Genomic DNA, 18,662 nt, shown 5'->3' with positions numbered 1-18,662 from the left:
ACGGGAAACGGACAAGGCGGTGGGGACGCGATGCGAGGCGTGGTGTTCGACGGGAAGCGGGCCGAGGTCGTCGACGATCTGGCCGTCCGCGATCCGGGGCCGGGCGAGGTGCTCGTCGCGATCTCGGCGGCCGGGCTGTGCCACAGCGACCTCTCGGTCGTCGACGGGACGATTCCCTTCCCGGCGCCCGTCGTGCTCGGCCATGAGGGCGCGGGGGTCGTCGAGGCGGTCGGCGCGGGGGTCGGTCATGTCGGGCCGGGAGACCATGTCGCGCTGTCCACGCTCGCCAACTGCGGCACGTGCGCGCAGTGCGACCGCGGCCGGCCGACGATGTGCCGGCAGGCCATCGGGCGCCCGCGGAAACCGTTCACGCGCGCGGGGAGCGCGGTGTACCAGTTCGCGTCCAACTCCGCCTTCGCCGAGCGCACGGTGGTGAAGGCCGTACAGGCGGTCCGGATCCCGAAGGACATCCCGCTGACGTCCGCCGCGCTGATCGGGTGCGGGGTGCTGACCGGGGTCGGGGCCGTGCTCAACCGCGCGCGGGTCGGGTACGGGGAGAGCGTCGTCGTCATCGGGACGGGCGGGATCGGGCTGAACGTGGTGCAGGGAGCGCGGATCGCGGGCGCCTCGCGGATCGTCGCGGTGGACGCGAACCCGGCGAAGGAGGCGGTGGCCCGGCGGTTCGGCGCGACCGACTTCCTGACCTCGACGGACGCGGTGCGGGACGTGCTGCCCACGGGCGCGGACCACGTCTTCGAGTGCGTCGGCCGGGTCGAGCTGATCCGGCAGGCGATCGACCTGCTGGACCGGCACGGGCAGGCGGTGCTCCTCGGGGTGCCGCCGGCCACCGCCGAGGCGTCCTTCCTGGTCTCGTCGATGTACCTGGACAAGTCGATCCTGGGCTGCCGGTACGGTTCGTCGCGCCCGCAGCGGGACATCGCGCTGTACGCCGAGCTGTACCGGGCCGGCCGGCTGCTCCTCGACGAACTGGTGACGGACACCTACCCGGTGGAGGACTTCGCGAAGGCGGCGGCGGACGCGGAGGCGGGGAGGGTGGCGCGGGCGGTGCTCACGTTCTGACCATGAGCCGCGGGCTGCCCGAAGCACCGCGGGCCGCGGTCGGCTGGTGGGGTGAGGTGCGGACCGCCGGGAGGTCAGCGCAGGGCGGTGGCGTCGACCACGCCGTCGCCACCGCTGCCGGGGCGGACGGTGCGGAAGGTGCGGCGATACGCGGTGGGCGTGACCCCGAGGGCCGTCTGTAGGCGCTGGCGCATCGACTGGGCGGTGCCGAAACCGGCGTCCCGGGCGATCCGGTCGACGGAGCGGTCGCTGGACTCCAGCAGGTGCCGGGCCCGTTCGACCCGTTGCTGGGTGAGCCACTGGCCGGGGCTGATGCCGACCTCCTCGCGGAAGCGGCGCGTGAACGTCCGTACCGACATGGCCTCCTGCTCGGCCATGTCGCGCAGCTGGATCGGCTCGTGGAGGCGGCCCAGCGCCCAGGCGCGGGCGGCGGTGGTGGTCGCCTGCTGCGGGTCGGGCACGGGGCGTTCGATCTGCGCCTGGCCGCCGTCGCGGTGCGGCGGTACGACGGTGCGGCGGGCCACCTCGTTGGCGACCGCGGCGCCGTGGTCGCGGCGCAGGAGATGGAGGCAGAGGTCGATCCCGGCGGCCACCCCGGCGGAGGTGAGGACGTCGCCGTCGTCGATGAACAGCACGTCCGCGTCGACCCGGATCTTCGGGAAGAGCCGCTGGAAGTGCTCGGCGTGCATCCAGTGCGTGGTGGCCGGGCGGCCGTCCAGGTAGCCCGCGGCGGCGACCGTCCGAGGCGGCGACCGCCCGAGGCGGTGCCTGTCCTGGCCGGCGACCGTCCGAGGCGGTGCCTGTCCGAGGCGGTGCCTGTCCTGGCCGGTGGACGGTGAGGCGGAGGTGGTTTCGGGGCTCCTTTACGTATCATATGGGTACATTCCGACACGGATGGCTGCGTTGTGCGGCCTCCGTGTCGCCGTTCTGTCCGTGCACGGCAGTGCACTGCCGTGCACGGCAGTCCGCTGCTCTCGCTGCCGTTACTGCCCCTGGAGGCGATACGTGACTTCTCTGGCCCGTCGTGGCGTGCTGAAGTGCCTGCCGTTCGCCGCCGGGGCGGTCCTGACCGGCGTGGCGGCGAGTCCGCGAGCGACGGCGCGACAGGAGGCCGACGCCTCCTTCCCGCAGCCGGAGACCCGCAGGACGCCGCCGCACACGGGACGGCTGGAGACCGGTCTGACCATCGCCTTCACCGAGCAGGTGCTCCCCGGGGTCGGCACGGTGACCACGCGCACCTACGAAGGGGCGATCCCCGGGCCGACGTTGCGGGTGCGTCCGGGGGACTCGCTGGAGATCACGCACGTCAACGCGCTGCCGCCGAACGGCGGGGCGGCGCAGCACGACATGAACGTCCCGCACCACTTCAACACGTTCAACCTGCACACCCACGGCATGCATGTGGACCCCACGGGCGAGTCCGACAACATCTACCGCACGTTCGAGCCCTCCGGGACGCCGGGGAGCACCACCACCTACCGCAGTGTCGTCGACGTCCCGGCGGATCATCCGGCCGGCACGTTCTGGTACCACCCCCACCATCACGGGTCCACGGCGACCCAGCTGCTGGGCGGCCTGGGGGGTGTGCTCGTCGTCGAGGGGGACATCGACGAGGTGCCCGAGATCGCCGCCGCCGAGGACGTCGTCGTCTGCGTCAGCGAGCTCAAGCTGTCCGGCGGACGGGTGCCGGACCTGACCTCGCACGGCGCCTACGAGGGCATCGCCTCGACCTTCCTGGTCAACGGCGCCAGGAACCCGGTGCTGACCATCGCCCCGGGGGAGGTCCAGCGCTGGCGGATCGTCAACGCCGGAGCGATCACCGCTCACTTCCTGAGCCTGCGCGGGCACGAGCTGCACCAGATCGCCTGTGACGGCATCACGCTCATGGAGCCCGTCGCCACCACCGGACTGACGCTGCCCATGGGCGGGCGCGTCGACGTGCTGGTCCGCGGGGGCGAGCCCGGTGTCTACCAGCTGTCCGGCGGGGGCCCCTCGCGGACCCTGCTGACGCTCGTCGTCACCGGTGAAGCCCGCCCGATGGCGCTGCCGACCGCCCTGCCCGGCAGGCCCGCCAGCCTGCCCGAGCCCACCCGTACCCGGAATCTGACCTTCCGCAGCTACGAGAACGTCTTCTCAGGCGCCTTCCCGAACGCCTACCGCATCCTGGGTGACGGCGAGACCCCGCCCGCCGACCCGCGGGCCGGCCGCCGCGACCTCGCCTGGGGGCGCCTCGCGCCCGACTTCGTCAACCAGCGCGTCCGGCTGGGCGAGGTCGAGGAGTGGACGGTCGTCAACGACTCCCACGCCCACAGTCATCACCCCTTCCACCTGCACACCAACCACTTCCTCCTGACCGCCGTCGACAACCGCCGCCTCGCCACGCCGGTCTGGCACGACACGGTCGGCATCCCGCCGAACGGCTCGGTCACCTTCCGGCTGCGCGCCGAGGACTTCACCGGCCGCTCCATGCTGCACTGTCACCAGCTCCAGCACGGCGACGAAGGCATGATGCAGGTCGTCGACTACGTGCGCTGAGCGGTCGCACGCCGAGCGGGGCGCACCGGCCGACGCTCAGAGGAAACGGCCCCGGTGGAAGAGCAGGGGCGGTTCCTCCGCGCCCTCGCCCGTCCCCAGGGCGGTCACCCGGCCCACGACGACGAGATGGTCGCCGCCCGTGTGGACGGCGTGCACCGCGCAGTCGATCCAGGCGAGGGTCCCGGCGAGGCGGGGCGCCCCCGACACCGGGGCCGCGTCATGGGCCACCCCGGCGAACTTGTCGGTGCCGCTCGCCGCGAACGCACGGCACAGGCCGGCCTGGCCGGCGCTCAGCACGTTGACGCAGAAGACGCCCGCGCGGGCGATGCGCGGCCAGGTGGTTGAGGTGCGGCCGACCATGAAGGCGACCAGGGGCGGATCGAGGGAGAGGGAGGAGAAGGACTGGCAGGCGAAGCCGGCGGGGCCCGCACCGCCGTCCTCGCCCCCGACGACGGCGGGGCCCGCGCCGCCGTCCTCGCCCCCGACGGCCGGTGCCGTCACGACCGTCACGCCCGACGCGAAGCTCCCCAGCACCCGCCGGAACTCGCCCTGGTCCACCGGTGCGCGTTCGTCCTCGCGGACACAGCGCAGCTCCGGGCGTGGCAGCGCCTCGACCGTGTGGTCCGCCCTGAGGTAACGGACGGCCGCGGCCGCCATTCCCGCATGTCCCATCATGTGTCCCATTGAAACTGACGACATGTCAGATAGGAAGGGCCAGGGCCGCCGGGACCGCGTCACCGGCCCCGGAACCTCGGCTCCCGCCGCTCCACGAAGCTCGCCACACCCTCCCGCGCGTCCGCCGTCGTCATGTTGATCTCCTGCGCGGCGGCCTCGGCGGCGAAGGCGGTGGCCCGGTCGCCGTCCAGGGAGGTGTTGACCAACTGCTTGGTGAGCGACAGGGATCGGGTGGGGCCGGCGGCCAGGCGTGCCGCCCACTCGCGGGCCGTCTTGTCCAGCTCGCCGTCCGGGACCACCCGGTTGACCAGGCCGAGGCGTTCGGCGTCCGGCGCGGTGAGCGCGTCGCCGAAGAACATCAGCTCCTTGGCCCGGCGGGGTCCGATCAGACGGGGGAGGAGATAGGCGCCGCCGCCGTCCGGGACCAGGCCCCGGCGGACGAACACCTCGATGAACCTCGCCGATTCCGCGGCCAGCACCAGATCGCAGGCGAAGGCGAGATGGGCGCCCAGGCCGGCCGCCGTGCCGTTCACCGCGGCGATCACCGGCTTCTCGCAGTCGAGCACGGCGCCGACCAGGCGCTGGGCGCCGAGTCGCAGGGTCCGGCTCACGTCGCCTGCCACCCGCTCACCGCCCGTGGAGCCACCCCGCAGATCCGCTCCCGCGCAGAAGCCGCGGCCGGTGCCGGTGAGGACCACCGCCCGGACGTCCCGGTCGGCCGAGGCCTTCGCGAACAGGGCGATCAGATGGTCCCGCATCCCGGGGGTGAGGGCGTTCAGGGTCTCGGGGCGATCGAGGGCGATGTGGCTGACCTGGCTGTCGGTCCGGTGGCGTATCGACGGCTCGGGCTCTGGCTCGGGCACGGTCACGCTCCGCTCTCCGTTCTCGGCTGTCGGCTGTCGGCTGTCGGCTGTGGGCTGTGGGCTGTCGGCTGTGGGCTGTGGGCTGTCGGCTGTGGGGACCACGCCGGCGGCTGTCCGAGCTCCAGGCGAGACGGCGTGACGGAAACCCGCGACCGCGGCACGTTCGGTGGGCTGTCGTCCTCGTCCGTGAGGTCTGGTCCTCACCGGCAGACCGCCAGTGCGTCCAGCGCCACCGCGCCCTGCCCCCAGGGCAGGACCACCAGGGGGTTGATGTCGAGCTCGGCGAGGTCGTCGCCCAGCTCCAGGGCCATCCGCTGCACGCGCAGGATCACCTCGACGAGCGCGTCCAGATCGGCCGGCGGGCGGCCCCGTACGCCGTCCAGCAGCGCTCTTCCGCGCAGTTCGGCCAGCATGTCGCGGGCCTGGTCCTCGCCGAACGGCGGCACGCGCACGGCGGCGTCGTGCAGGACCTCCACCAGGACCCCGCCGAGGCCCACCGTCACCGTCGGGCCGAACAGGTCGTCGTGGGTCACTCCGACCACCATCTCCACGCCGCGCTCGACCATCTGGCACACCAGGACGCCGTCCAGCGAGACCCCCTCGTAGCGCGCGATGTCGGTCAGCTCGCGGTAGGCGTCGCGGACCTGGCTGGCCGAGGTCAGGCCGACCTTCACCAGGCCCAGCTCGGTCTTGTGGGCGATCTGCGCGCCGGACGCCTTCATCACCACCGGGTAGCCGACCAGTCCGGCCGCCCGCACCGAGGCCGCGGCACTGGTCACCAGCTGCTCGCGCGGGACCCGGATGCCGTACGCCCGCAGCAGTTGCTTCGCCGCGTGCTCGCTCAGCTGCTGACCCGGCCGCATCAGCAGCTGCGCCTTGCGGAAGGACGGGGACTGGGTGCGCGGGGCCTCGTCGAAGGGGGAGTGGTAGCCGCTCACGAAACGGTGGTGCTCGAGGTGGGCGCGGACGGCGGAGATGCAGTTGGCGAGGGTGCGGAAGGTCGCCACCCGGGAGGAGCCCAGCAGGACTTCGCGGTAGGCCGGTTCGGTGCCCACCGGCGAGCCCCAGACCACGCACACCAGTTTGTCCGTCCGTTCCGCCGCGTCCACCAGGTCCTGGACCAGGCGGTCGCTCAACGGGGGGAACGGACCCGTGATCGGGCAGATCAGGACACCGACGGCCGGGTCGGCGAGGATCGCGTCGATGATCTTCCGGCCGCGCTCGTCGCCCACCGGGTGGCCGCCGTTGTCGACCGGGTTGGCCACGTTCAGGTACGCGGGGATCCACTGGTGCAGTTCGGCCTGCCGGTGCGCCGACAAGGTCGGCAGGGTGAGGCCCGCCGCCGTCGCCAGGTCGGCCGCGTGGGCGCCGGTGCCGCCCGAGATCGAGTAGACGACGACCCCGTCGGCCCGGGGCGGCCGGGCGCGGGCCAACAGGGTCGCGGTGTCCTGGAGTTCGTCCAGACCGTCCACCCGGATCACGCCGTACTGGCGCATCGCCGCGTCGACCACCTCGTCCGCGCCGGTCAGCTTGCCGGTGTGGGAGGCGGCGGTGCGGGCGCCGGTCTCGGTGCGGCCGACCTTGACCGCGACGACCGGCACCCCGCGCCGGGCGGCCCGGTCGGCGGCGAGGAGGAAGGACCGGCCGTCCTTCAGTCCCTCCACGTAACAGGCGATCGCGCCGACCTCGGGGCGCTCGGCGAAGTAGGAGAGGAAGTCGGCGGTCTCCAGGTCGGCCTCGTTGCCGGTCGGCGCCCAGTGGGAGAGGCGGATGCCCAGTTCCTGGAGGGCGAAGACCGGGCGGCCCTGGTGGCCGGACTGGGTGATCAGCGCGATCGACGGGCCGGGGAGGTCGTCGCGGAACCGCTCGAAGGCGTTGAGGTTGGTGTTGGGGCCGAGCAGGCGGATGCCCGAGCGGGCCACCGCCGCCGCGAGGCGGGCCTGCGCGGCCGCGCCCTCCTCGCCCGTCTCCGCGAACCCGGAGGCGAAGACGACGGCGAACTTCACCTTGGTCTCGGCCAGTTGCTCGATGACGGGCAGTGGGTCGGCGACCAGCAGGACGGCCAGGTCGACCTGTTCGGGCAGGTCGGCCACGGACGGCGAGCAGGGCAGGCCGAAGACGCTCGCGCGGGTGGGGTGCACGGGATGCAGCCGCGCCCCCACCCGCTCGGCCCAGCCCACCAGTTGCCGGGTGACACCGGTGTTCGGGCGTCCTTCGGCGTCCGAGGCGCCGATGACCGCGACCGACTCCGGCCGGAAGAACCGGTCCAGGTCGGGGACGGCCGCGTACAGCGGACGGCCGCTGACGTCGAGGTCGTCCGCCGCGGGGGGCCGGCCGTGGACGGCGGGCCCGGGGTGCTCGCCGCACGCGATGACCCGGGCCCGGCGGGAGTCGGTGGTGAGGGTGCCGTGGGTTGATCCAAGCATCGGTCCGCCCGCTCCTGTGTGACTGCCATGAGTGACCGTCAAGTAACTGACGCTCTGTCAGGTTACATACCTGACGGAGTGTCAGGAATGGTCGTGCACACAGAAAGGAGCGGGCGGAGGTGGACGCGGACGACGACTACAGCGCCGCCAGCACCTCCTTCGCCACCCGCTCGCCCGACCGCACGGCGCCGTCCATGAAGCCCATCCAGTGGACGGAGGTCTCCGTGCCCGCCCAGTGGATCCCGCCGACCGGCTCGCGCAGGGCCGGGCCGTACTGCGTCAGGACACCCGGTGCGGCGATCGAGACGGGGCCGCCGCGGGTGTAGGCCTCGTTGTTCCAGCGTTGCAGGACGAAGGACGAAGGGGAGGCGGCTTTCTCGCCGAAGTACGTCACGTAGTCCTTCAGCACGGCGGCCCTGACCTCCGCCTCGCTCGCCGCGTCCAGCTTGCGGGCCTCGTCGGCCTCGATGAAGCCCATCAGAGCGCCGTACGAGGCGTCGGGCGGGGAGTTGTCGAAGGTGGAGCTGATCACTCCGGTGTCGCTGACGACCTGGCCGTTGAGGCCGTCGGCCCGCCAGAAGGGGGTGTCGTAGATCGCGATCGCCTTGCCGACCGAGGCCATCGGCAGGCGCTGGGTGAGCTGGTCGCGGGCGGCCGGCAGCAGCGGCTCGTACCGGATGCGGGCGGCGAGCGGCGGAGGCACGGCGACGACGACCCGCCGGGCGGTGACGGTGATGCCGTCGGCGGTGACGACGTACTTGCCGCCGGACCGGGCGATCGTGCGCACCGGGGCGTTCGGCACCACCCGGTCGCCGAGGGTGGCGGCGAGTCTGACCGGCACCAGCTGGGAGCCGCCGACGAAGCGCAGTTCCTGGGCGCCGTTCGCGGTCTCGGTGAGGCGTTCCAGGGTGCCGGGGGTCGTCTCGTTGCCGGCGGCCGCGATGTAGAAGAGGACGAAGAGGAGCGAGAGTTCGCGGGGCTCGGCCGAGAAGATCGAGGTGCAGGCCACGTCGAGGAGGAACTTCGCCGACGGGACCACCGCGTTGGCGTTCAGCCAGCTCTCGAAGGTCTGCTTGTCCCACTCGGCGGCCTTGGCGGCGGTCCAGGGCGCGTCGACCGGCACCTGCTTGGCCATGTCGTCCAGCGAGGCCTGCACGATCGCGGCGTTGGCGAGGCCGGCGACGTCGACGGGCGGGACCGAGCCGAGGAGGCCGTCGGTGGCGTACGGGGTCTTCTTGCCGTCCTTGTAGAGGAGGTTCTTGCCGGTGTTGTAGGTGGCGAAGGTGGCCACGCCCAGGGAGTCGGCGAGCGCCTTGATGCGGTCCTGGGTGGGGCCGATGAACTCGCCGCCGCCCTCGGTGACTCCCCCGCCCGTCAGGGGGAGGTTGACGACCCGGCCGCCCACGCGGTCGCGGGCCTCCAGGACGGCGACCGTCCGGCCGGCGGCCACCAGGTCGCGGGCCGCGGTGAGGCCGGCGAGTCCGCCGCCGACGATCGCGACGTCCACGTCCCGGGTGGTGGCCGCGGCGGCCGTACCGGCGGCGGCCGAGGTCACGGCGGTGGCGCCGGCGGCCACGGCGGCGGTACGGCCGAGCAGGGAACGGCGGGACATGCCGGGGGAATGCTGTCTTTCACTTGCCACGTGCGTCCTCCGTCGAGCTTCGGGAGCGAGCGAGGGTGGAACCAAAAGATGAACAGTGCTCACATTCTGGCTCCGTGGGAGGGCGCGGGACAACGTTCTCGTCACATCTGGCACAGGTGTAACGGGCAGCGAGGTGAGGGGAGTTGACCCCGGGAGCCGGCGGCCACGGCCTGCCGGGGCGGGCTTTCGGAGGTGGCGGGGGTGGGCCGGCGGAGGTGGCAGGGGTGCGTTACCGGAGGTGGCGGCGTACGGCCTTCGCGATCTTCTCCGCGTCGATCGCCAGCTCGCGGAGCGTGCCGCTGATGGGGGTGGTGAAGCCGGTGAAGTACAGGCCGGGGGTGTCCTTGGGGGCGCGGGCGCCGTGGCCGACGGGTCTGCCGCGGTCGTCGAGCACGCCGAGGTGGCCGACCAGGCCCTCCAGGGCGCGGACGTACCCGGTGGCGGCGACCACGGCGTCCGGGGTGATCCGGGTGCCGTCGGCGAGGACGATCTCGCCGCCCTCCTCGAACCCGGCCACGGCGGCCACGACCTCCACCCGGCCCTTGCGCACGGCGTCGATCAGGCCGACGTCCTGCACCGGGATGGCGCCCTCCTTGACGCGGGAGTACAGGCCGCTGTCGGGGCGGGGCAGACCGTGCGCCGACAGGTCCGGCACGCTGAGCCTCGCCATCGGTCGCGCGAGCCGGTCGACGAGGCGGACCGGCAGCCGTCGTACGAGCACGGCCGTGTACTGCGCGGCCCAGCCGGCCGTCGAGCGCCGCACGATGTGCGGGGCGGTGCGCACGGACAGCCGCACCCGGGCCGCACCGCTCTCCACCAGGTCGACCGCGATCTCGGCGCCGGTGTTGCCGACGCCGACGACGAGGACGTCCCGGTCGGCGTACTCCTTGCCGCTGCGGTAGGCGGCGGCGTGCGCCAGCTCGCCCGTGAACTCCTCGCGGCCGGGCCAGTCCGGCAGGTGCGGGGTGTGGTTGTAGCCGGTGGCGACGACCACCGCCGAGCCGACGAGCTCGCGCCCGCCGGTGGCGCGCAGCAGCCAGCCGGTGCCGTCCGGGGTGCGCTCGACGCGGGAGACCTCGACGCCGGTGACGATCTCCAGCTCGTGGACCTCGGCGTACTTCTCCAGGTAGCGCACCATGTCGTCGCGCGCCACCCACCGCCCGAACCGGCGCGGCATCGCGAGCCCGGGCAGGGCCGACAGGCGCCGGGTGGTGTGCAGATGCAGCCGGTCGTAATGGCGCCGCCAGGACGCGCCGACCCCGTCGGCCTTCTCCACGACGACGGCCCGTATGCCCTGGGCACGCAGCGCGTACGCGGTGGCGAGGCCGCCGGGACCGCCGCCGATGACGTAGACCGGGCGGTCGGCCGGGTTCGCGGTGGTGATCGCCTGAGGGGCCGGGCGCGGTGCGGAGTCTTCCATGAGCGCGAGCGTAATCACGCGTGCCGTTGATGGGTCTCGGTCAAGACCGGAATTGGTTGCGGATCGATCACGCATGGGGGAAGTGGGGGCAGGACCGGTGACGTAGACCACTCGGTTGTGCGCGACCGGGCGGATCGGTGGGGAAACCGGTGGGGAGGCGGCGGGAATCCGGTGGGGAGGCGGCGGGGAAAGGGGACGACGCCTGGCCCGGGTGCGCTCGGGCCAGGCGTCGCGTGCGGACGGCGTCGGTGACTATGACGGGAAACTGACGCCGCCGCGTCCAGGGTGCCTCCCGGAGGGGCCGGGAGGCATGCGGAACTACTGCTTCTCGACCTTTGCGCCGGCCTTGGCCTTGTGGCCCGTCACCTTGGCGATCCACGCGATGAAGTCGCCCGGGTCGGTGTTGGCGCCGTGGCCCTGGTCCCAGTAGTAGAGGTGGTCGACGTCGTCGCCGAGGCCGTTCGCGGCGGCGGCGATGTTGGCGGAGACCGTCAGCGAGGTGTCGGAGTCCTTGGTGCCGAGGCGGATCCACCAGTGCTTGCTGCGGCCCGCGTTGGGCTTGTCGGCCAGGAAGTACATCGGGTTCATCAGCCGCAGCATCTCGGGGATGTCGCTGTCGAGGCGCTTGGCGGTGAGCCCGGTGGTGTCGTTCTTCAGGCTGTAGGCCGTGAAGTGACGGGAGATGACCGTGCCCTTGCCGAACTCGTTGTTCTCGCCCGCCGACAGGTCGAAGGCGTCGAAGGCCGGGGTGTTCTTCTTGCGGGCGCCGACGTGGGTGAGGAAGTCCGCCCAGGAGAAGCCGGCCCTGCCGTTCTTCCAGGTGATGAAGGTGTTGGCGGCGAGGTACGTCTCGCGGGCGGTGTCGGACAGCGCCGCGAGGTAGGTGGTGGCCGACGGCTCCAGGTACTGCTTGACCAGGTACTCGTCGTAGTTGCGGGCGTTCAGCGTGCCGAAGCCGTTCAGGCCCTTGAGCTTCAGTCCGGCCTGGTACTCGGCGAACTGCGACCGGAGCGCCTTCGACACCGTCTGGTCGACCTGCGCGCCCGTGCTGAGCGCGTTGCCGCCCCAGTTCCACTCGTAGGAGCCGTCGGCGTGCTCCAGGTCGGTGATCGGGCACCAGGCGCCGGTCGCGAAGATCGCGTCGGAGGCGTCGGCCGCGCCGAGCTCCTCGAGGTACTCGGCGTAGAGCGGGCTGTCGCCGGACGCGCCGAGCAGCGAGGAGAGCGCGCCGCCCGCGCTGGTGCCGGCGGACACGATCCGGTCGGTGTCGCCGGGGATGACGCCCTTGTTGGCCCGCACGTACCGCACGGCGGCCTTGAGGTCGACGATCGCGGCGGGAGCCACGCCGTAGTACTCGCCGGCCGAGTTCTTGAGCGTACGGCCGCGGGCGCCGGGCTCGACGACGACGTAGCCGGCGGCCAGGGCCAGCAACTGGTTGGAGGACAGGGCCCCGCCGGTGGCGTTGGTGTTGCCGTTGGCACCGGGGGCCGAGGCGGAGGCCGAGGCGGAGGCCGAGGGGGAGGACGAGGGGGCTCCGCCGGGCGCTCCGCCGCCCATTCCGCCGCCCATGCCGCCGGCGCCGATCCCGGTGGCGTCCGCCACGGAGGACGGCATGTAGCCGCCGACGGAGTTCGCGAACAGGATCGGCGCGTTGCTCGCGTCGACCGCCGTGCCGTCGATCTCGACCGGCACGCTCACGTTCAGCGACTGGTAGGTGGCGTCCACCGGCTTGGCGACGTAGGTGATCGCCTTCCAGAAGTGGTACTTCACGGCGTGCTCGTCGCCCGCGGTGTCCGTGACGGTCGTCGTGAGCTCGGTGTAGGCGTCCGGGTCGAAGGCCAGGGAACCGGCGTCCGAGGACGAGGACGTCGACGTGCCGCCGGACGCCTGCGCGCTCAGGGCGATGCCGCCCACTGCCGCGACACCCGCGGTGGCGCCGAGCCCCAAGACGACCGACCTGCGCTTGACTGCCCTGTGCTTCACGATGCTGCCTCTCGATGAACCGGGTGGTGACTGCGTGCTCTCCGGGCTTGCGTTGGTGAACGTAATTCGGAGCCAACAAAATCGTCAACAATCTGCGGGACATTCACGGGCGACGCACAGTTTCATGGTGAACGCACAGGGATCTCTCATGCGAGATGCATGCGGAAGGGTGCGGGGAGGGGGACGGGAAGTGGTACGGGAAGTGGTACGGGAAGTGGTACGAGGGTGCCCTGGGGGATGCCTCGGGAGGGCGCGGCCTTCCCGGATCGGATCGCCTGACGTACCGTCAGATACATGGAGATGGGCAACCGTTTCGACGTCCCCGAGGCCGACGCCTTCACGCGCGCGTACTGGGACGCGGCCGTCGGGGGCCGGCTGCTGATCCGGCGCTGCGGGGCCTGCGCGCGGGCCCACCACTACCCCCGGGAGTTCTGCCCGTTCTGCTGGAGCGAGGACGTGACCTGGGAGGACGCGAGCGGCCTGGCCACGCTCTACACCTGGTCCGTCGTCCACCGCAACGACCTGCCGCCCTTCGGGGGGCGCACGCCGTACGTCGCGGCGGTGGTCGACCTGGCGGAGGGGCCGCGGATGTTCACGGAGATCGTGGGGGAGGCGGCCGGGGAGGTGCCGGCGGGGCTGCGGGCGGGGCTGGAGCTGGCGGTCGCGTTCCGGGACGGGGTGCCGGTGTTCCGGCCCGCGCCGTGAAAGTGGCTCAGCAGGTGCGGGAGAACACCTACCGTGGCCGGAGTGTCATGCGTACGGATCCGGGGCCGGCCGCCGAGACGCCTCGGCACCACCGTCTCAAGGGCAGCCTGGCACACGGCACGCACCGGGGGCGGACCTGCCGGCAGTGGCAGATCGAGGCGACCGGGGGCGGGCGGGTCCGGTATCTCCTCGACACGTCCCGTGCCGCCTGTTGGATCACCTTCGCCGGGACAGGGCACCCTCGGGCCACGGACCGCCCCTGAGAGGTGTCCTCAGGGCCACAACCGCTCCCTGGACCAGGACTCTCCGGACCGGCGGTAGCGCAGCCGGGCGTGACGGCGGGCGGCGTCCCCCTGGAAGAACTCGACCTCGTCCGGGCGCAGCCGGTACAGGGTCCAGGTCGAGGACTTGGCCGTCGGGTTCGCGCGGGCGTGTTCCCAGGCCGCCTCCGACGCTCTCGTCAGTTCCTCCGCCGAGGCCAGGACCTCGCTCTGCCGTCCGGTCAGGGCGGCGGCCAGGGCGCCCGTCGAGCGGGCGTGCAGGTCGGCCTGGGCCTCCTCGGAGGGTGCGGAGGTGACCGGGCCGCGCACCCGGATCTGGCGGCCCAGCACCGGCCAGTAGAAGGTGAGGGCCGCGTACGGGCGCGCGGCGAGCTGACGGCCCTTCCGGCTGGTGGCGTGGGTCGCGAAGGCCCAGCCGTCCGCGTCGGCGCCGTGCAGCATCACGATGCGGGCGTCGGGAAGGCCGTCCTCGCCGACGGTGGCGAGGGTCGTCGTGTGCGGTTCCCGCTCGCCCGCCGCCACCGCCTCGGCGAACCAGTCCGTGAAGAGGGACAGCGGCTCGGCGGGGGCTTCCTCCGGGGCGAACGGCGCCAGCGCGGTCACCTCCGGGTCCCACACCCGCAGCGACCTCAGCAGTTCATGAAGATCCTTGGCCATACCGCGAGGGTAGGCGGTCTAGTGCCGGGCGAACTGGACCCGCGTCGACTGCACCACGTTCGCCCGGACGGCGATCCCCTCGACCGTCAGCCGCTCCCCGTAGATGTCGGTGAGCCGGAGCGCGCCGCCGCAGCCGGTGCCCTGCTCGGAGAGGAAGTAGTTGTAGTCGGTGCGCGCCAGAGCGGTCCAGCCGGCGCTCGTGCGGACCTCCAGCCGGGCCAGCGGGTTGCGGTGGCCGATCGCCTGGATGCCGCACCAGTACCGGGTGGAACCGGTCTTGTAGCGGATCGAGACCGTGTCGGACGTGGCCGGGCTCAGCAGGCTCCAGGTGACCGGGATCCGGCCCGCCGAGAGCGGGGCCAGCTTGGCGAAGGCCTGTCGGCTGAGGTCGAGTTGGCCTGCCTCGCAGGGCGCCGGGCACTCGTTGGTGATGCGGACCGTGATCGACGCTCCGCTCCCGGTCCGGACGAGGACGTACGCGCCGCACGCCTTGGACGTCTCGTAGTCGGCGGTGTTCATCGCCGCGGTCATGACGTCGGAGGTCGGGCCGTAGGAGCAGGCGCCGTTGCCGTCTCCGACGTCGTACGAGGTGGCGACGCCCCGGTAGGAGGTCCCGGGCGCGATCCGCCCCGCCGACGGTGCCGTGCCGGACGCGGTCCGCGCGGCGGGCGCGGCCGAGCGCCCGCCCGACGAGCCGGACGCGCCGGACGGGGTGGCGGCCGGCGTGGACGCCCGGCCGGCCGTCGCGCTCGGGGACGCGGTCGACGGCTTCGGCTTCGGCGACGGCGACCCGGTGGTCCCGGTCGCCGTCGGCGAGCCGCTCACCCCGGCCCCGGCGGCGGGCACGACCGTGCGGGCCCCGCCGTCGGCCCCGGTCTCGGACCCGCCGTCGGGTCGGAAGGCCACGACCAGGGACACGACGAGCGCGACGGCGGCCACGGCGACCACCGTGACGACGGGCACGCGGCGCGTGCGCCGCTCGGGGCGGGGCCGGCGGTGTGAGGAGGATGCCACGGATGAATCCTTACGCGGTTCGGCGAAGCACGTCCTGGAAAGCTTTCGACTCGTCAGTCGTCGCCGGACCCGGAAAGGTTGCCGTGCCCGCCGGAAAGCCCGGCAAAAAGCCCGGCCGCGCCCGAGTCCGCGCACTCGGGCGCGGCCGGGCCGCCGGACCTGACGGGCCGCGCCCGACCTGCCGGGAGGGGCGGTGCGGCGGGCCTCAGTCCCGTCCCAGGACCACGGTCCCCGACGAGCAGAACCACCCGCCGGTCCCGGAGGCGACGCCCAGCCGGGGCAAGCCCCCGTCCGTCGCCCTCACCTGTCGGTCCCCGCCCTCGCCCCGCAGTTGCCGTACCGCCTCCACCAGCAGGAACAGCCCCCGCATGCCCGGGTGCTGGGCCGAGAGACCGCCCCCGTCCGTGTTCACCGGCAGGGCGCCGGACAGGGTCAGCCGCCCCTTCTCGACGAACGCGCCGCCCTCGCCCTTCGCGCAGAAGCCCAGGTCCTCGAGGGTCACCAGCGTCATGTAGGTGAACGCGTCGTAGATCTGGGCGAAGTCCATCTCCCGCGGACGCAGCCCCGCCCGCTCGAAGGCCAGCCGGCCGCTCACCGCCGCCGGGGAGACCGTGAAGTCGTCCCACTCGGACATCGAGGCGTGCGAGACGTGCTCACCCGTACCCAGGATCCACACCGGGGCCGTGCGGCAGTCGCGTACGTACTCCTCGGCCGCGAGGAGGACCGCCGCGCCGCCGTCGGAGCGCAGGCAGCAGTGCAGTTTGGTGAAGGGGTCGGCGATCATCGGGCCGGACAGGACGTCGTCCACCGTCACCGGGTCGCGGAACATCGCGTCGGGGTTCAGGGCCGCGTTCGCCCGTGCCTGGACCGCCACCTCCGCCAACTGCTCGATCGTCGTGCCGTACTGGAGCATGTGGCGGCGGGCGGCCATGGCGTACTTGGCGACCAGGGTGTGGCCGTAGGGGACCTCGAACTGGAGCGGGCCGCGGCCGCCGAAGGCGAAGGTGCCGGTGCGGCGGCCCGCCTTCACGTCCGCGCGGGCCGTCGAGCCGTACGCCAGCAGGACCGCGTTCGCGTGACCGGCGGCGATCGCGTCGGCCGCGTGCGCCGCCATGACCTCCCAGGTCGAACCGCCGACGGAGGTGGAGTCGACCCAGGTGGGCCGCAGGCCCAGGTAGTCCGCCACCTCGACGGGGGCCAGCGTGCCGAGCCCGGCGGACGCGAAGCCGTCCACCCGTGACCGGTCGAGCCCCGCGTCCGCCAGCGCCCGCCGGGCCGCCTGGGCGTGCAGGGTGTAGGGGGTGGCGTCGTCCACTCGGCCGCAGTCGGAGAGGGCGACGCCGACCACGGCCACTTTCCGGGTGCCGGATGCGGATGCGGATGCCATGAATCTGACGGTACATCAGATACCGCCCGCCCTGACAGGTGCCGCCTCTCTGGGCATTCCCGTCCCCCCGCCCTAATATGACGCACCGTCAGATATGGATGAGAGAGGGGTGGCCATGGACCCCGGCTTCACCGCCGAACAGGACGGGATCCGCCGCACGTTGCGCGAACTGCTGCACAAACGCTGCGGCCCCGAAGAACTGCGCGCCGCCCTGGACACGCCCCTCGGTCACGACCCCGCCCTCTGGGCCGCCCTCGCCGAGCAGCTCGGGCTGCCCGGCCTCGCGCTGCCCGAGGCGTACGGCGGCGTCGGCTGTCCGGCCACCGACCTCGCCCTCGCCGCCGAGGAGACCGGCCGGGCGCTCGCGCCCTCCCCGCTCCTCGCGACCTCCGTCCTCGCCGCGCCGCTGATCCTCGGCCTCGGCACCGACGCCCAGCGCGCCGACCTGCTGCCCCGGATCTGCGACGGCACCCTGACCGCCGCCCTCGCCGTGCCCGCGCCCGCCCTGGCCACCGCCCTCGCCCTGACCGGTCCCCAGGACGGCGACTGGGCCGGCGGCGGGCGCGCGGGCGGGATCCAGGCCCGGCGGGTCCAGGGCGTCTGGCGGCTGTACGGCGAGGCCGCGCAGGTGCTCGACGGGCACGGTGCGGGGGCGCTGCTGGTCGCCGCGCACACCGGGGGGTTCGTACGGTCGCGCACCCTGCTGTTCGTCGTGGCGGGGGACGCCGCCGGGCTCGTCCGCACCCGGCAGACGGCCCTGGACGCCACCCGCCCGCAGGCCCGGGTCCAACTTCGGGACGTGCGAGCCGAGTTGCTCGGGAGCGAGGAGGAGGCGTCGGGCGTACCTGAGGCCCTCCGCCGCGCCGGAGACTTCGCGGCCGCCTTCCTGGCCTGCGAGGCCGTCGGTGCCGCCGACCGCGTGCTGGAGCGGACCGTCGAGTACCTCGGCCGACGGGAGCAGTTCGGGCGGGTGATCGGCTCCTTCCAGGCGGTCCAGCACCGGCTGGCCGACGTGTATGTGCAGATCCAGGCGGCCCGGTCCGCCGCGTACTACGCCGCCTGGGCGGCGGGCGGTCCCGGTGGTCCGGCCGGTCTCGCCGCCCCGGACGGCGGAGTCGGCGCGCTGGCGCTCGCCCAGGCGCTGGAGGCGTTGCGCCGGGCCGCCGCCGAGGGCATTCAGCTGCACGGCGGCATCGGCTTCACCTGGGAGCACGAGGCGCACCTGTTCTTCAAGCGGGCGGCCGGTGACGAGCTGCTGTTCGGGCCGGTCCACCGGCTGCGGGCGCACGCGGCCGAGGGGGCCCGGCTCTTCGAGCGGACGGAGGTGTCGGTGTGATCGGCGTCCGGGTGGTGCAGAAGGTCTCCTCGACGAGGGTCTTCGCCAAGGTGGCACCCCATGTCATCCCGGCCCTCGACCGGGCCGTCCATCGGCTCACCCGGGGAAAGGTGCTGCTCAGCGCCCAGATGCTGCCCGGGGTGATCCTGACGTCCACCGGGGCGAGGAGCGGGCAGCCGCGTCGTGCGCCGCTGGCCTGCATGCCCGAGGAGGGCGGCGGGAGCTGGATCCTGATCGGCTCCAACTTCGGCCGCACCGGCCACCCCGCCTGGACCGGCAACCTCCTGGCCCACCCCGACGCCGAGATCAGCTGGAAGGGCAGGGACATCCCGGTGACGGCCGTGCCGCTGACGGGGGAGGAGCGGGCGGCCGTCTGGAGGGAACTGCTGGCCTTCTGGCCGCCGTACGCGACGTATCAGGCCCGGTTGGAACGCGAGATCCGCGTGTTCCGGCTCACCCCGAGGGCGTAGCGGGGCTAGCGGGGCTGGGTGGCCCGAGGGTCCCAGGTCAGGCGGCCCTGGGGGCGAGGCGGGCTCGAGGAAGGAGGGGCTGCGGGGGCGGGAGGGAGCTCGGGCAGGCCAGGAGGGCCGGGGGCCCGGAGGCCGGGAGGCCGAGAGAGGCCCGGGGGGCGAGGAGCGCCCGGAGGTCAGGCGGGCCG

Annotated in this window: 14 protein-coding genes and 1 pseudogene; 5 read left to right on the top strand and 10 right to left on the bottom strand. The window is 73.2% G+C overall.

The genetic code is table 11. The annotated features are described in order from the left end of the window. Window positions 1-30 precede the first annotated feature (30 nt). Complete coding sequence (locus tag QQM72_RS20375; RefSeq protein WP_314222289.1) at window positions 31-1,080, top strand: Zn-dependent alcohol dehydrogenase; 1,050 nt, start codon at window positions 31-33, stop codon at window positions 1,078-1,080. A gap of 74 nt (window positions 1,081-1,154) precedes the next feature. On the opposite strand, the pseudogene QQM72_RS20370 reads toward QQM72_RS20375, so the two are convergent. Next, window positions 1,155-1,817, bottom strand: a pseudogene (locus QQM72_RS20370) (GlxA family transcriptional regulator); the annotation flags it as partial. Window positions 1,818-2,085: 268 nt separating this feature from the next. On the opposite strand from QQM72_RS20370, the gene QQM72_RS20365 reads away from it, so the two are divergent. Further along, window positions 2,086-3,615 (top strand): multicopper oxidase family protein, encoded by a 1,530-nt coding sequence (locus QQM72_RS20365; protein ID WP_314222288.1) that lies wholly within the window; start codon window positions 2,086-2,088, stop codon window positions 3,613-3,615. Between the two features lie 36 nt (window positions 3,616-3,651). Here the strand turns inward: QQM72_RS20365 and QQM72_RS20360 are convergent, their stop codons facing one another. The 6 genes from QQM72_RS20360 to QQM72_RS20335 form a co-directional block, all read right to left on the bottom strand. Beyond that, window positions 3,652-4,287: a flavin reductase family protein gene (locus tag QQM72_RS20360; protein WP_314222337.1), complete on the bottom strand. Its 636-nt coding sequence runs from the start codon at window positions 4,285-4,287 to the stop codon at window positions 3,652-3,654. A 62-nt stretch (window positions 4,288-4,349) separates the two neighbouring features. Further along, window positions 4,350-5,126, bottom strand: coding sequence for an enoyl-CoA hydratase-related protein (locus QQM72_RS20355; RefSeq protein WP_399077959.1), 777 nt, complete (start codon window positions 5,124-5,126; stop codon window positions 4,350-4,352). Window positions 5,127-5,353: 227 nt separating this feature from the next. Further along, window positions 5,354-7,579 carry an acetate--CoA ligase family protein gene (locus QQM72_RS20350; RefSeq protein WP_314222286.1) on the bottom strand — a complete coding sequence of 742 codons (2,226 nt, stop codon included), beginning with the start codon at window positions 7,577-7,579 and terminating at the stop codon, window positions 5,354-5,356. 136 nt (window positions 7,580-7,715) lie between these two features. Next, a complete protein-coding gene (locus tag QQM72_RS20345) occupies window positions 7,716-9,191 on the bottom strand; it encodes a flavin monoamine oxidase family protein (RefSeq protein WP_314222285.1) in 1,476 nt (491 codons plus the stop codon). Window positions 9,192-9,450: 259 nt separating this feature from the next. After that, window positions 9,451-10,641, bottom strand: a complete 1,191-nt coding sequence (locus QQM72_RS20340) for a flavin-containing monooxygenase (RefSeq protein WP_314222284.1) — start codon at window positions 10,639-10,641, stop codon at window positions 9,451-9,453. 318 nt (window positions 10,642-10,959) lie between these two features. Continuing rightward, complete coding sequence (locus tag QQM72_RS20335; protein WP_314222283.1) at window positions 10,960-12,624, bottom strand: subtype B tannase; 1,665 nt, start codon at window positions 12,622-12,624, stop codon at window positions 10,960-10,962. A 300-nt stretch (window positions 12,625-12,924) separates the two neighbouring features. Between QQM72_RS20335 and QQM72_RS20330 the strand changes: the two genes are divergently transcribed. Beyond that, window positions 12,925-13,329 (top strand): Zn-ribbon domain-containing OB-fold protein, encoded by a 405-nt coding sequence (locus tag QQM72_RS20330; RefSeq protein ID WP_314222336.1) that lies wholly within the window; start codon window positions 12,925-12,927, stop codon window positions 13,327-13,329. 272 nt (window positions 13,330-13,601) lie between these two features. Here the strand turns inward: QQM72_RS20330 and QQM72_RS20325 are convergent, their stop codons facing one another. The 3 genes from QQM72_RS20325 to QQM72_RS20315 form a co-directional block, all read right to left on the bottom strand. Further along, the gene (locus QQM72_RS20325) at window positions 13,602-14,267 is read right to left on the bottom strand and encodes a pyridoxine/pyridoxamine 5'-phosphate oxidase (protein ID WP_314222282.1); all 666 of its coding nucleotides are present in this window, start codon (window positions 14,265-14,267) and stop codon (window positions 13,602-13,604) included. 18 nt (window positions 14,268-14,285) lie between these two features. After that, window positions 14,286-15,281, bottom strand: a complete 996-nt coding sequence (locus tag QQM72_RS20320; protein WP_314222281.1) for an expansin EXLX1 family cellulose-binding protein — start codon at window positions 15,279-15,281, stop codon at window positions 14,286-14,288. A 205-nt stretch (window positions 15,282-15,486) separates the two neighbouring features. Next, the gene (locus QQM72_RS20315; protein ID WP_314222280.1) at window positions 15,487-16,668 is read right to left on the bottom strand and encodes a thiolase C-terminal domain-containing protein; all 1,182 of its coding nucleotides are present in this window, start codon (window positions 16,666-16,668) and stop codon (window positions 15,487-15,489) included. 115 nt (window positions 16,669-16,783) lie between these two features. Between QQM72_RS20315 and QQM72_RS20310 the strand changes: the two genes are divergently transcribed. Further along, a complete protein-coding gene (locus QQM72_RS20310) occupies window positions 16,784-18,004 on the top strand; it encodes an acyl-CoA dehydrogenase family protein (protein WP_314222335.1) in 1,221 nt (406 codons plus the stop codon). Continuing rightward, window positions 18,001-18,474, top strand: coding sequence for a nitroreductase family deazaflavin-dependent oxidoreductase (locus QQM72_RS20305; protein ID WP_314222279.1), 474 nt, complete (start codon window positions 18,001-18,003; stop codon window positions 18,472-18,474). The genes QQM72_RS20310 and QQM72_RS20305 overlap by 4 nt, the downstream gene beginning before the upstream one ends. Window positions 18,475-18,662: the final 188 nt, after the last annotated feature.

Source organism: Streptomyces zaehneri, from assembly GCF_032248645.1.
GTDB lineage: Bacteria > Actinomycetota > Actinomycetes > Streptomycetales > Streptomycetaceae > Streptomyces > Streptomyces coriariae.
This window is presented reverse-complemented; position numbering and strand designations above follow the sequence as displayed.

Excerpts from the sequence above, each read along its gene's own strand:
- QQM72_RS20375 (WP_314222289.1), top strand. The coding sequence starts at position 31 with ATGCGAGGCGTGGTGTTCGACGGGAAGCGGGCCGAGGTCGTCGACGAT.
- QQM72_RS20360 (WP_314222337.1), bottom strand. The coding sequence starts at position 4,287 with ATGGGACATGCGGGAATGGCGGCCGCGGCCGTCCGTTACCTCAGGGCG.
- QQM72_RS20350 (WP_314222286.1), bottom strand. The coding sequence starts at position 7,579 with ATGCTTGGATCAACCCACGGCACCCTCACCACCGACTCCCGCCGGGCC.
- QQM72_RS20345 (WP_314222285.1), bottom strand. The coding sequence starts at position 9,191 with ATGTCCCGCCGTTCCCTGCTCGGCCGTACCGCCGCCGTGGCCGCCGGC.
- QQM72_RS20340 (WP_314222284.1), bottom strand. The coding sequence starts at position 10,641 with ATGGAAGACTCCGCACCGCGCCCGGCCCCTCAGGCGATCACCACCGCG.
- QQM72_RS20330 (WP_314222336.1), top strand. The coding sequence starts at position 12,925 with ATGGGCAACCGTTTCGACGTCCCCGAGGCCGACGCCTTCACGCGCGCG.
- QQM72_RS20325 (WP_314222282.1), bottom strand. The coding sequence starts at position 14,267 with ATGGCCAAGGATCTTCATGAACTGCTGAGGTCGCTGCGGGTGTGGGAC.
- QQM72_RS20315 (WP_314222280.1), bottom strand. The coding sequence starts at position 16,668 with ATGGCATCCGCATCCGCATCCGGCACCCGGAAAGTGGCCGTGGTCGGC.
- QQM72_RS20310 (WP_314222335.1), top strand. The coding sequence starts at position 16,784 with ATGGACCCCGGCTTCACCGCCGAACAGGACGGGATCCGCCGCACGTTG.